This window comes from Bacillus nitratireducens, from assembly GCF_036320425.1.
GTDB lineage: Bacteria > Bacillota > Bacilli > Bacillales > Bacillaceae_G > Bacillus_A > Bacillus_A nitratireducens.
Genome location: NZ_JAUMJO010000003.1, coordinates 364,460 through 375,621 on the forward strand (window position 1 = coordinate 364,460; position 11,162 = coordinate 375,621).

18 protein-coding genes are annotated in these 11,162 nt (G+C 33.6%); 11 read left to right on the forward strand and 7 right to left on the reverse strand.

Annotated features, from left to right (window positions below):
* Positions 1–25: 25 nt before the first annotated feature.
* A complete protein-coding gene (locus tag Q3V31_RS13810; protein ID WP_000913204.1) occupies positions 26–691 on the reverse strand; it encodes an MIP/aquaporin family protein in 666 nt (221 codons plus the stop codon).
* 142 nt (positions 692–833) lie between these two features.
* Positions 834–1,799 carry a DMT family transporter gene (locus Q3V31_RS13815; protein WP_001201661.1) on the reverse strand — a complete coding sequence of 322 codons (966 nt, stop codon included), beginning with the start codon at positions 1,797–1,799 and terminating at the stop codon, positions 834–836.
* Positions 1,800–1,899: 100 nt separating this feature from the next.
* On the opposite strand from Q3V31_RS13815, the gene Q3V31_RS13820 reads away from it, so the two are divergent.
* Positions 1,900–2,472 (forward strand): helix-turn-helix domain-containing protein, encoded by a 573-nt coding sequence (locus tag Q3V31_RS13820; RefSeq protein ID WP_000661918.1) that lies wholly within the window; start codon positions 1,900–1,902, stop codon positions 2,470–2,472.
* Between the two features lie 95 nt (positions 2,473–2,567).
* Here the strand turns inward: Q3V31_RS13820 and Q3V31_RS13825 are convergent, their stop codons facing one another.
* Positions 2,568–2,753, reverse strand: coding sequence for a PspC domain-containing protein (locus Q3V31_RS13825; RefSeq protein WP_000044338.1), 186 nt, complete (start codon positions 2,751–2,753; stop codon positions 2,568–2,570).
* 189 nt (positions 2,754–2,942) lie between these two features.
* Between Q3V31_RS13825 and Q3V31_RS13830 the strand changes: the two genes are divergently transcribed.
* The 7 genes from Q3V31_RS13830 (at position 2,943) to Q3V31_RS13860 (ending at position 7,844) form a co-directional block, all read left to right on the forward strand.
* The gene (locus Q3V31_RS13830) at positions 2,943–4,184 is read left to right on the forward strand and encodes an amidohydrolase family protein (RefSeq protein ID WP_016130297.1); all 1,242 of its coding nucleotides are present in this window, start codon (positions 2,943–2,945) and stop codon (positions 4,182–4,184) included.
* Between the two features lie 98 nt (positions 4,185–4,282).
* The gene (locus Q3V31_RS13835) at positions 4,283–5,578 is read left to right on the forward strand and encodes a purine/pyrimidine permease (RefSeq protein WP_000697132.1); all 1,296 of its coding nucleotides are present in this window, start codon (positions 4,283–4,285) and stop codon (positions 5,576–5,578) included.
* Between the two features lie 165 nt (positions 5,579–5,743).
* Positions 5,744–5,962, forward strand: coding sequence for a helix-turn-helix domain-containing protein (locus Q3V31_RS13840; RefSeq protein ID WP_329765434.1), 219 nt, complete (start codon positions 5,744–5,746; stop codon positions 5,960–5,962).
* A gap of 205 nt (positions 5,963–6,167) precedes the next feature.
* Positions 6,168–6,785 (forward strand): hypothetical protein, encoded by a 618-nt coding sequence (locus Q3V31_RS13845; protein WP_329765435.1) that lies wholly within the window; start codon positions 6,168–6,170, stop codon positions 6,783–6,785.
* Between the two features lie 22 nt (positions 6,786–6,807).
* Complete coding sequence (locus Q3V31_RS13850; RefSeq protein WP_329765437.1) at positions 6,808–7,113, forward strand: hypothetical protein; 306 nt, start codon at positions 6,808–6,810, stop codon at positions 7,111–7,113.
* A gap of 15 nt (positions 7,114–7,128) precedes the next feature.
* A complete protein-coding gene (locus Q3V31_RS13855) occupies positions 7,129–7,557 on the forward strand; it encodes a protein-export chaperone SecB (RefSeq protein ID WP_329765438.1) in 429 nt (142 codons plus the stop codon).
* Between the two features lie 158 nt (positions 7,558–7,715).
* Positions 7,716–7,844: a hypothetical protein gene (locus Q3V31_RS13860; RefSeq protein ID WP_329765439.1), complete on the forward strand. Its 129-nt coding sequence runs from the start codon at positions 7,716–7,718 to the stop codon at positions 7,842–7,844.
* A gap of 46 nt (positions 7,845–7,890) precedes the next feature.
* On the opposite strand, the gene Q3V31_RS13865 is transcribed toward Q3V31_RS13860, so the two are convergent.
* From Q3V31_RS13865 to Q3V31_RS13875, 3 genes are all read right to left on the reverse strand, one after another.
* On the reverse strand, positions 7,891–8,259 hold the full coding sequence (locus tag Q3V31_RS13865; RefSeq protein WP_098164567.1) for a protein kinase family protein: 369 nt from the start codon (positions 8,257–8,259) through the stop codon (positions 7,891–7,893).
* Positions 8,260–8,344: 85 nt separating this feature from the next.
* Entirely contained in the window at positions 8,345–8,644 is a 300-nt protein-coding gene (locus Q3V31_RS13870) for a hypothetical protein (RefSeq protein WP_329765440.1), read from the reverse strand.
* A 143-nt stretch (positions 8,645–8,787) separates the two neighbouring features.
* Positions 8,788–9,132, reverse strand: coding sequence for a helix-turn-helix domain-containing protein (locus Q3V31_RS13875; RefSeq protein ID WP_098220899.1), 345 nt, complete (start codon positions 9,130–9,132; stop codon positions 8,788–8,790).
* 116 nt (positions 9,133–9,248) lie between these two features.
* On the opposite strand from Q3V31_RS13875, the gene Q3V31_RS13880 reads away from it, so the two are divergent.
* Both Q3V31_RS13880 and Q3V31_RS13885 read left to right on the forward strand, forming a co-directional pair.
* A complete protein-coding gene (locus Q3V31_RS13880) occupies positions 9,249–9,563 on the forward strand; it encodes a hypothetical protein (RefSeq protein ID WP_329765441.1) in 315 nt (104 codons plus the stop codon).
* 136 nt (positions 9,564–9,699) lie between these two features.
* Positions 9,700–10,488 carry a DNA-binding protein gene (locus Q3V31_RS13885; protein WP_329765442.1) on the forward strand — a complete coding sequence of 263 codons (789 nt, stop codon included), beginning with the start codon at positions 9,700–9,702 and terminating at the stop codon, positions 10,486–10,488.
* A 118-nt stretch (positions 10,489–10,606) separates the two neighbouring features.
* Here the strand turns inward: Q3V31_RS13885 and Q3V31_RS13890 are convergent, their stop codons facing one another.
* Complete coding sequence (locus Q3V31_RS13890) at positions 10,607–10,945, reverse strand: helix-turn-helix domain-containing protein (protein ID WP_151527082.1); 339 nt, start codon at positions 10,943–10,945, stop codon at positions 10,607–10,609.
* 45 nt (positions 10,946–10,990) lie between these two features.
* Between Q3V31_RS13890 and Q3V31_RS13895 the strand changes: the two genes are divergently transcribed.
* Positions 10,991–11,131, forward strand: coding sequence for a hypothetical protein (locus Q3V31_RS13895; RefSeq protein ID WP_329765443.1), 141 nt, complete (start codon positions 10,991–10,993; stop codon positions 11,129–11,131).
* The last annotated feature ends 31 nt before the right edge of the window (positions 11,132–11,162 follow it).

Genomic DNA, 11,162 nt, shown 5'->3' on the forward strand with positions numbered 1-11,162 from the left:
TTTTTATTCAGAAATATTGAAAATTCTATTTTTCAGTATTTAAAATGAATTTACCAACAATAGCTGCTACGATACCACCAAGAATTGGTGCAACGATGAATACCCATAGTTGAGAAAGTGCTTCTCCGCCAGCGAATAAAGCTGGTGCGATACTACGAGCCGGGTTAACAGATGTTCCAGTTAAAGGAATACCTAATAAGTGAACTAAAACTAATGTAAAACCAATTACTAATCCAGCTAGAGAAGAACTTCCTTTTTTACCTGTTACAGCAACGATAACTAAAATGAATACGAAAGTTAAAATGAATTCAACTAGAAATGCTCCAGATAAACCAAGAGTTCCAAAACCATTTTGTCCTAAATTATCTAAAGGTGTTTTAGCAGAGCGTAAAATTGTTACTAACGTTGCAGTTCCTAATAAACCACCTAAAATTTGAGCTAATACATAATAACAAAGTTCCATAGCGTTCATTCTTTTGTTGATGAACATAGCTACTGATACCGCTGGGTTAATGTGACATCCAGAAATTGTTCCGATGCTATATGCCATAGCCACAATAGATAGACCGAAAGCCATAGCGATTCCTAATGTTCCAATTCCTTCAATTCCGCCACCAATGACAGCTACTCCAGTTCCGAATAATACAAGTACAAATGTACCAATAAATTCAGCGATTGCTTTTTTTAACATAATTTACCTCCTAATATTGCGCATGAAACGTATTATAACATAGGTTTTAGTATAAACAGCTAATGAAATACTATTCTGATAAGGCGAAATAGAGGGACAATAAAAATAGATATGGTTCTATGAAGAAGAACCATATCTATTTTTATGCCGATTTTTTTTGCTTAATAACTGGAACAGAACGGTTTAAAACGCTATTTACGACCATTCCTAACATGATAATAATCATCCCAATCAGTGACAGACCACTAGGGAATGAACCATTTAAGAAAATAATCTCACCAAGCACGGTAAAGACCATCGTTCCAGCTTGTGTTGCTTCAACAGCTCCAAGTAAAGCAAGATTGTCTTTTGCTAAATCAGTAGCAAAGAAAAATGTCATCGTCGCAATAACTCCAGAACATAGTGCTAACAAAAATCCTTGAAGCATTTGAGTTGATGATGGAATACCAGTAGTGGAAAATCCGTATATACCAAGTAAAAGCGTTATAGGAAGACTTCCAATTGCCATTCCTAATACACGTTGGAATGTATCAAGGCGCCCACCAACAAGTTCCATCATTTTTCGGTTGCCGAAGGGATATAAGAAAGCTGCTAAAACGACAGGTAAAAAGCCTGAAATGAACTGATTCATTGTAATGTGGCCTGCTGCAGTCGCTTGCATACAAATTACACCAAGTAAAATAAATAAAGCGACGTATAAACTGCGTAGTGGAATTTTTCCACGTACAAGTTTTGTACCTGATTGCGTTTCTATTTTAATGAAAAATAATGGTGATAAAAGCAAACCTGCTAATATAGTAACTTGCCAAGTTCCAGCAACGAGCCAAGCTGGAGAGAAGACAGCGGCGAAACTTAATAAAGAATAGAAACCAATCCCTGCAACGGAACCCCATCCGATCCATGCAAATGGATGTTTCTTTAACTCTACCCATAACCCCCTTAAGTTTTTGCGAAATAAAACGATAAGGAATAAAATAGGGAGAGCAAATAAAAAGCGGAAGGAAGCTGTCCAAGCCCAGCTTGTTCCAGATACATTCATCGCTCTATTAATAATAAAAGTTGCAGAAAAGAAGGCGGATGATAAAAGGCCTAATAATATTGCACGCATGAAGTGTAACACTCCTTTCGGAATTAAATAATTATGTATAGTATGATATACTTTAAATTAATAAAAGTAAACTATTTTATATTTTAAGGTGGTTTTATAGATGAAAGAAAATGAGGACATACAAACAAAAGAAGTGATTCAGCAAGTAGGTCAGTTATTACGACAAATTCGAAATGAACAAAAACTAAGTTTAGAAGAATTAGCCCAAAAGACGGGTGTGAGTAAATTAACGCTGGGAAAAATCGAAAGAGGAGAAACGAATCCGACGTTAGCTGTCATTTGGAAAATAACAAAAGGGTTATCAATTCCTTTATCGAGATTGATGGTTGTTGGAGAACCAGTAGCTGTTGCGCGCTGCGGAGAAGGGTTTGCAGTAGATGTAGGACAAGCATGGCACTTAGAAACGATGTTCCGTTACACGAAAGAAACGGGGATGGAAATGCACCGAGCATGTTTGAGAGCGAATAGTATATATGAACCTGAAGCTCATCATGAAGGAGCAATTGAGCTTGTAACAGTAATGAAAGGGAAAGTTTCTATTCAAGTTGAGAACGATGTGTACGAACTTAATGAGTTTGATTCCATTCAATTTGAAGCGAATAAGAAACATAGTTATAAAAATCAAGAGGATGAAGTGGCGGTATTACATTTAACGATGAAATATTCTTCATGAAAAAACGCCTATAGAAAAAGATTCTATAGGCGTTTTTTTCAATTTGTATGTTCTGTTTAAGTATAGTGAAAAGAATATTGTGAGTCAGGATAATATTAGTAAGAACGTGGCATAAGTAATAAACAAATAAAATAAACTAAAAACCCCGTCCCAAAACATAAAACAGCAATGACCCAAAGTATGCGAATGAGAGTAGAGCTAATATCAAAATATTCTCCTAAACCACCACATATACCAAATACCATTTTATCAGTTTCCGATTTACATAATCTTTTTGACATATAACGATCAACTCCTTTTTTATATGAAGCTACATACTTTTATTCTATATGGAAATTTATGAGAAGACTATGAGGTTGTATTACATTTTTTTAGAGAAACGATCATATTAATTGTCTTAATTTTCAGCTGATATTAAAATTATAGTAAGAGGTATGAGGCGATTTTTAATAAAGGGTGGGGAAATAGAGATGACAGTATATTGGTTGACTAATGTAATGGTTGAATCAAGGTATGCATATGAAGAAGGGGAAATTTCACGAACAGAAACAGAATTATGTAGTTTACTCATTGAAGATGGACGAATTAAAAAAATTATAGAAGGGATTGTTCAAGAGGAAGGGGTGGTAACTCTTGATGCCAATCGCTTATTAATTTTACCGTCCTTCGAAGAGATGCATATTCATATTGATAAAACATATTATAGTGGGCCTTGGAAAGCTTGTATGCCAGCAGAAAATATTTTCACACGTTTTAATGAAGAAAAAAGGATTTTGCCAAAGCAATTAGCAACTGCTCAAGACAGGGCGGAAAATATGCTAGAGTTATTGCTTCGAAATGGTGCAACGAATATTAGAACGCATTGTAATGTGGATCCGGTTATTGGACTTCGTAATTTAGAGGCAACGTTAGCGGCATTAGAAACATATAAAAATCGATTGTCTGGTAGAATAGTTGCATTTCCGCAACATGGATTATTGCGCAGTAATTCTGTACAACTTGTAAAAGATGCGATGCGTATGGGTGCGAATCTAGTCGGTGGAGTGGATCCAGCTACAGTGGATAATGATATCGAAAAATCATTACATACAATTATGGATATCGCAGTAGAATTTAATGCGGATGTTGATCTTCATTTGCATGATGCGAATAATCTGGGGACGTTTACGATGAAGAGGTTGGCAAGTCTAACAGAAGAAGCTGGATGGCAAGGGCGTGTAACAATTAGTCATGCGCTTGGACTTGGTGGTGTTACGGATAAAGAAGCTGAAGAAGTGGCAGAAAGACTAGCAGCCTTGAAGATTGATATTACTTCAACCGTGCCAATTGGTAAACAAGTAATCCCAATTCCGTTATTAGATAAAAAAGGTGTTAAAGTTTCATTAGGAAATGATAGTATTACAGATCATTGGTCGCCGTTTGGAACTGGCGATATGCTTCAAAAGGCAAATCGATTAGCAGAGCGTTTTGGATGGAGTGACGAAAGGTCTTTAGGAAAAGCCCTTCGCTTTATTACGGGAGGAAAAGAAACGTTAAACAATGAAGGGAAGCGAGCATGGCCGAATGTAGGAGATGAAGCGAGTTTTATTTTGACGAATGCAACATGTACAGCTGAAGCGGTAGCGCGTCAAACAGAGAAGCGTTTAGTCGTGCATAAAGGAAATATTGTTGTTGGAAGCTTAAATGAGGTGGAATTAAATAATCTTGTGTAGAAGAATTGTTTAAATGCCTTGAGGAGAGTTCTAATTGAGAATATAGAACTCTTCTTTTTTGTTATTACAATATATTTTTTATAGGAAAGCTAGAAGGGATGAAAATTTTGGATAATCAACATAACCAAAATCATATTATGGGAACTTTGCAATGGTTTATTTTTTTATTAGCAAACTCAATCGCACTACCAATTGTCGTTGGCGGATTATTTCATCTTACGACGGAAGAAGTGTTTTATTTAATGCAACGTACGTTTTTCGTAGTTGGTATATCTTCTTTTTTACAAGGATGGCTTGGACATAAACTGCCTATTGCGGATGGACCAGCTGGATCTTGGGTTGGTGTATTTACCGTACTTGCTTATGCTACCGTAGGGCAGGATCAATTACATAGTACATTGCAAATTTTAGAATTAGGAATGATAATCTCCGGTGTTATTTTAATAGGATTAGGTGTAACTGGTTTTATAGGACGTATTTTATTTTTATTTACGCCAGTTGTGACAGGAACGTTTTTACTTTTATTATGTTTACAATTAAGTGGTGTATTTTTAAAAGGAATGCTAGGAATTACAGCTACTATTTCTCAAATCGATGGATTTACAGCGATAATTGCGTTTAGTATATTTTTGTTCGTTATTATACTATCTAATTTTGGAAAAGGCTTTGTCAAAAGTTATGCAGTTTTAATAGGATTAATTAGCGGGTGGATTATTTTTCTTATTGCAGGAAAAGTGACGATTCCATCTCAAGTAACTCATTTTGTGCAACTTCCACATATATTTGCTTGGGGACTTCCAAAATGGAATACAGGTATGGCTGTATCAAGTTTCGTTATGGTATGTATTTTAGTTTCTAATACAGTGGCAGCTATTATAGCGATCAATCAAGCTACCATTCAAAAAGGGACCATTGAACAGAAACAGTTGAAGGATGGTACGTGGGTTGGAGGGATTTCACATATCATTTCTTCTGTATTTTCAACTGTAGGTGTCGTTCCGTTACCAGCGACGGCAGGATTTATACGCTTAACAAAACAAAAATATATACGATCGTTCTTAATGGCATGTGCGTTACTAGTCATAATGTCTCTTTTTCCAAGTATTATTCGTTACTTAGCGTCTTTACCATCCGCTGTCGCATCTGCAGTTTTAATGGCTTCGTTCGTACAGTTAATTGGAATTGGATTTAATAATATAAAACAAGTGGAGCTCAGCGAAAGGAATGTAACGATTTTAGGAGTTGCAGTATTATTTGGCAGCGGCGTTATGTTTTTACCGTCTGGAGCACTCCAATCATTGCCGTCTGTTATGCAATATATATTCGGGAATGGTTTATTTGTAGGTACAGTTGTAAGTATATTGCTAGAACAAATATGGCGTACTGGAAAGTAAGTGGATAAAAAGAGTATCCGCACTGTATAAAAGTCTAAAATAACATAGGAAATAAAGCCCATTTTCATTCACCACCTGCACATTTCGTTCATACAATATCTTGACTAAATAAACACCCAACTTACACATATACAGCTCTGGCTTAAGCAAGGAGGGTTATACCAGTTGAAGGAAAAAGCGTATCAATCTAAACCGTTACTCACAAAGAGAGAAAGAGAAGTATTTGAATTACTCGTTCAAGATAAAACGACGAAGGAAATTGCAGGTGAACTTTTTATAAGTGAAAAAACAGTACGCAATCACATTTCAAATGTGATGTGTAGTGTTTGCAAAAAATTGATTGTTAAAGGTTTAGAACGATTACTTGGAGAATCTATACTTTAGCAACTTTGTAGTAAGTAAAATTTAAAATTAATCAAACAATGATTAATTTCTTTTAAAGATACCGATAGTATAAGTATCTATACACCATGAAAAATAGTTACTATATGAAAATAATATAGTAATTTTAAGCGAAAATATGTAAAATAAATCCTAAGTTATGATACAATTTTGTTGTACATATAAATAATTTAGGAAATGGTGTTATATGAAAAGAGAGAGGATACATTCGTTTTATGCTTTTCATGGGACAGCAGAGAGTTGTTCAATTAATATTTTAGGGGACAAAAAGTTTGAAATAGGTACTCCTAGAGATGATCACTGGCTAGGACAAGGAATTTATTTTTTTAGGGAAGATTTACAACAAGCTTTTATATGGGCAAAGAATAAAGTTAGAAACCATGGGAAGTATCGTAATCAAAAACCAACCGTTATCGAAACAAGAGTGAGTATAGAGGAGTCTAAATTTTTAAATTTGGATACAAGAGACGGTATGGAAGAACTTGAAGAATTTATAGAATATCTCAAGAGTGAAAAAGTGCTTGTTGAAGCCGAATGGTCTGATGACCTTCCAGCTAAGATTAGATGTTTTGTTTTATCTTTATTACCGGAAGAAATTTGGATGATTCAGAGGACATTTAATGTGGAACGCTCTAAATATAAAGATTCCACTGTGTTGAAGAGTATGGACATAGGTCTACAAGGTGTTCAACTATGTGTAAGAAATCATGATGCTATTTTAACTGATAGTATGAGTTTAATACCTATGGATACGACTGGTATCCATAGAAAGAAACGTAAGAGCCCGAGGGCTTTTGGAGCTTGATAAGAGAAAAGGAGGAATTGTAATGAAATTCTCTTTGGACAAAAAAAAGGCGGCTGAATTAGCGAAACAATTAGGTTTGAAATTGAACTTTGAATCAGAAGAATCAGGAATTAAAATTAAAAAGAATGAAGTTGAAGAAATACTTGATTTTAATGATTTTTTTCCTGAATTAGAGGGTGATTTTAATAGCTTTGTTACTAAAGATCAAGGTGTTCTAAAGGACGTCCAAAATAAAATCTTAGTACATTCAGTTAAGGTAACTGAATCTAAAGTGAGTTTACCTAAAAACTCTAAAAGAATCGCACAAAATTTCGGGAATGCAGCATAAAAGGAGTAATAAATTATGAATGCAGTTTTACAATTCAGAGATTATCATGTATTAGAATCTCAATATAAATCTAATCCGTTTAGTGAGTATGAAGAGGAAAATACGCACCCTAATATATCCTATAAGGTAGATACTAACCCTAGTAATATAAACCAAGCAGTAGTAAGAGTGGGAATTGAACTAGGTGACAAAAAATTAAAAGAGACAAGTTTTTATGTGAAAGCTAAAGTTGCAGGTGTATTTGAGATTGCTGATGTAGAGACAGAAATGTCAGACGATCAAGTTATCTCTTTTTATAAAGTTAATGCTATAGCGATCTTGTTCCCTTATCTAAGAAGTCTAATATCTGATTTGACGAGTAAAGGTAGCGATTCACCTATAATATTTCCAACACTTAACATAGCTTCACTAATTAGTGAAGGAATGGCTCATGAAGAAGAGTAATATCTACATATCAAATATGAATAGTATAGTAAAGCAATGAGGGTATAGTTTGTGATCTTCATTGTTTTTATTTTGTATAAAACATCTTTATAACCTTAAAAAAGCGAAGGGTAGTCCTAGTATGTTAAGTGCATATATTGGTGATGAGGTGATGGTTCATGACATCAAAAATATCCCCACTTAAACTAGGCAATGAAATATACGGTACGATAAAAATTGAAGTAGCGTTTCTGGAAGCTTTAGAATTATATTTTATAAAACAGCAAGACAAAAAAACTCCTAGTTAATCAGGAGTTTTTTGTTTTACTGAAGAGAATAACATAATAGTAATGGTTATTCAGTTTTATAGATCCATACATACTCTTCGCCTATATAGGCATCCCAATATTTCCATTGCCAAGCCGGGGGAGGTGTATCTTGATAATATAATTGATAAAAGATATTTAACCACTTTAGGGAATAATGGTTAATTTTTAAAGAATGGTATAACGTACTGGGAATCGAAAAAGCCTCCTGATACCCACCACTACCTTTACTTGAATGGTGGTAAATATGAAAATATTCATCTAGAGATAACTTTTTTAAATCTACATTGTAGAAAAGGAATCCATAGTTTTTGGCTGTTTCAAAAAAATCGATAAGGGATTTGACGTCTGGATATTTTTTTGTTTTTATTCCATTGCTTAATGTGATAAGTTTCATTTGCTTAGTACCTCCTAAAAAAGAAGAAAATTGTATTCTAACAATCACCCCATATGAAGTTACGAAAATAAAGAAGTCATTATATTTAATGATTGATTAGTACAATTAATTGATTATAGATTGTCACGTATCGATTACCAATTAGAATTGTATGTTCTGGAGATCCGTAAAAAACATTTTTACTTCCGTACTTCTTACTCAGGGAATGAACAATTTCTTGCATAGTTTGCGTTAGGTCATCTTGATTGTATGAAATACCAGCTTCTTGAAACATGTCTTCAATAGAGTCAATGTAATCATCCCCAATAAAAGTGCCACCATCTTCAAATTGGATGTGTATCCAATCTATATAACTTTCAACCACTTGTACCAGTTCTTTTTTCATGTATATTCAGCTCCTTAATTAGAAAAAAGAGAACCTCTTTTTATAAAGGTTCTCCTTTTTTTGTAAATTTATTCATATTTATAAAACTAATTCATAATAATGAATAAAGGGTAGACAAGTTGTTCATAATGAGAGTAGGAAAATTATTGAGATTGCTGATAAAGTTCTAAACCTTTCTCGATATGAGACAAAAAGTAATTTGCTAATTCTGGGGTTTCATCATGAGTTTTTTGTAATACTTGGCATAATCGTCGTAAACGAAAATCAAGTTCATGGTTTTGGGAATCTGTTTCCTGGGTGAGAGTAGGGAACAGATTCAGTTCTTTTTGTATGTGTTCTAGAAATGTAAGTGAAACAGTATCAGTTTTCATTGTTTCTAAATTACTGAGGTAGCCTGGTGAAACATGTAATGTTGCTGCAAGCTCATTTAATGTAATTCCTTTGTGCTTTCGCAATGTTCGAATGGTTTGCCCGAGATGTTGTAACAAGTAAATGCCTCCCTTAGATTTTTTAAACAAATGTTATATTTTTAAAAGTATATGCAGTAGGGAAAGAAAACAGACTTTTTATAAATGACTTTTATGAAAATGAAATAGTGGAAGGAGTGAGGTTTTTGAAAGATACAGAAGCGATGGGGTATATTGTAATGGGAGTAAGTAGGATGGGATATGGATTAGATGTTATATTTCAGGTGATGGATCTAGCTCAATTGGTGTTAAATCAAACATTAAAAGAAGAGTTGTGGAATGAAGATGTATTAGAGGTAGTTGGAAAATTAGTACATGAAATAGAGATAAATGAAGACGAGTTAAGATCTGAAATGTACTGGAGTTTTGATATTCACACAGAAAGCGAAGCGGGTATCATTTATAAAAAATTTATGGATTTAAGAAAGAACGAATCAAAGTTAACGAGATAACAATAGTGAGATTATGTAAACGGGATTTAGCTTGGAGGAGAGCTAAATCCTTTTTTGTTTTTAATATTACTTTTGTGTAGTTATATCTGTTATATGACATTCATAAAATTGTTAGAGACAGGAGGTGAGGTGGAATATGACAAGGTGGATTAATGTTCAAGAAGCGATGAAGATTTTAGAAGAAAACTATATAAAGGTAAGTTATAAAACATTTACAGATTGGCTTCGGAAGTTAGAAATTGCAGCAGTTCCATCAGATAATCGGAAGGAGGGATGGAGTATTCGTGAAGAAGATTTATTTGAGTTTATTGATAAGAAACGTCCAGGATTACGTCAAATTTTGCAGGAATATCAGCATCTCATTCAAGATATAACCGATGTAAAACAACAAGTACAAGCTATATTTCATAATAAGAAAGAAGGAGAAGCCGAATACATGGAAGGAAGAGAAAATAAAACAAATAATCATATTGATTTTTTATATGACATGTTGCACATGATGAATGAGGAGATAGAAGAATTAAAGATACAGAATCAATTGATGAAAGAAACATATGAACAAGCCGCAGGAGAATATAATTCATTACAAAAAAAAATGAAAAAACTTGATGCAGTTATTAGAAAAAGAAAACAACCAAACAGTATAGTTAAAGATATGATTCAGAATTTAGATGAAGGAACATTTCGCGGATTATTAAAAGCGAAATTTAAACGGCTTTTTCCTGAGCGTACATACCCGTTTAAAGAGGAAGAGGAACTACAAGTGTATCAAGAGTTTTGTAACCTGGTATTTCCAAAAGAAGATAAACATCTGGGGATAGTAAAGAAAGGAGATGAGTATATTTATCTACGAACAGGTGAGAGCTCTACACAAGTGAATCGTCTTTATAATAAAGTAATTGAAAAGCTATTGAAGGATATGTAAAAGAGAGCCATTTTAGAAAGTAGGCTCTCTTTTTATATAAGATAGTATTCATTTTTATAAAATTATTTCACATAAATGAATAAAGGGTATTTGTTTGGTAATAATGACCATTAAATGATTATTCCTTTTGAAATAATATTAATCCTTGTTCAATATGAGAAATAAAATAATTGGCTAACTCGGGATTAGTATCATGTAGTGTTTTTAGTAGTTCGCACATGCGATCTAAACGAAAATGTAATTCATGGTGAGGAGAAGTTGTGTGATTTAGTGAAGGGAATAAATCGAATTCTTCATTGAGTTTTGAAAGTAATGTTAAAGAGATAGTATCTGTCTTTTGAGTTTCAAGGTTACTTAAATATCCGGGTGAGACTTCTATTTGTTCGGCAAATGTTTGCAGAGAAATCCCTTTTTGTTTTCGTAAATTGCGAATGGTTTGTCCTAATTGAGTAATCAATATTAATTCCTCCAATGTTATTTATTTTGAAAGGAGATGAATCTAATGACTGTACAAAAGAAACTGCAACTTAGATCTGTTTCATATATTCATGATCCTGAAGCGGCACAAAAATGGTTTCAATTATATGTTGAACTTTTAGTAGAAGTGATGAAACAAAATGATTCTATGGACAAGCTAGATTAGCATATATTGTAAGCACAACAAAATGGAAGGA

Bases quoted from the DNA above. Each gene is read 5' to 3' on its own strand.
- Q3V31_RS13810 (WP_000913204.1), bottom strand. From the start codon at position 691: ATGTTAAAAAAAGCAATCGCTGAATTTATTGGTACATTTGTACTTGTA.
- Q3V31_RS13815 (WP_001201661.1), bottom strand. From the start codon at position 1,799: ATGCGTGCAATATTATTAGGCCTTTTATCATCCGCCTTCTTTTCTGCA.
- Q3V31_RS13820 (WP_000661918.1), top strand. From the start codon at position 1,900: ATGAAAGAAAATGAGGACATACAAACAAAAGAAGTGATTCAGCAAGTA.
- Q3V31_RS13825 (WP_000044338.1), bottom strand. From the start codon at position 2,753: ATGTCAAAAAGATTATGTAAATCGGAAACTGATAAAATGGTATTTGGT.
- Q3V31_RS13830 (WP_016130297.1), top strand. From the start codon at position 2,943: ATGACAGTATATTGGTTGACTAATGTAATGGTTGAATCAAGGTATGCA.
- Q3V31_RS13835 (WP_000697132.1), top strand. From the start codon at position 4,283: ATGAAAATTTTGGATAATCAACATAACCAAAATCATATTATGGGAACT.
- Q3V31_RS13845 (WP_329765435.1), top strand. From the start codon at position 6,168: ATGAAAAGAGAGAGGATACATTCGTTTTATGCTTTTCATGGGACAGCA.
- Q3V31_RS13850 (WP_329765437.1), top strand. From the start codon at position 6,808: ATGAAATTCTCTTTGGACAAAAAAAAGGCGGCTGAATTAGCGAAACAA.
- Q3V31_RS13855 (WP_329765438.1), top strand. From the start codon at position 7,129: ATGAATGCAGTTTTACAATTCAGAGATTATCATGTATTAGAATCTCAA.
- Q3V31_RS13860 (WP_329765439.1), top strand. From the start codon at position 7,716: ATGACATCAAAAATATCCCCACTTAAACTAGGCAATGAAATATACGGT.
- Q3V31_RS13865 (WP_098164567.1), bottom strand. From the start codon at position 8,259: ATGAAACTTATCACATTAAGCAATGGAATAAAAACAAAAAAATATCCA.
- Q3V31_RS13870 (WP_329765440.1), bottom strand. From the start codon at position 8,644: ATGAAAAAAGAACTGGTACAAGTGGTTGAAAGTTATATAGATTGGATA.
- Q3V31_RS13885 (WP_329765442.1), top strand. From the start codon at position 9,700: ATGACAAGGTGGATTAATGTTCAAGAAGCGATGAAGATTTTAGAAGAA.
- Q3V31_RS13895 (WP_329765443.1), top strand. From the start codon at position 10,991: ATGACTGTACAAAAGAAACTGCAACTTAGATCTGTTTCATATATTCAT.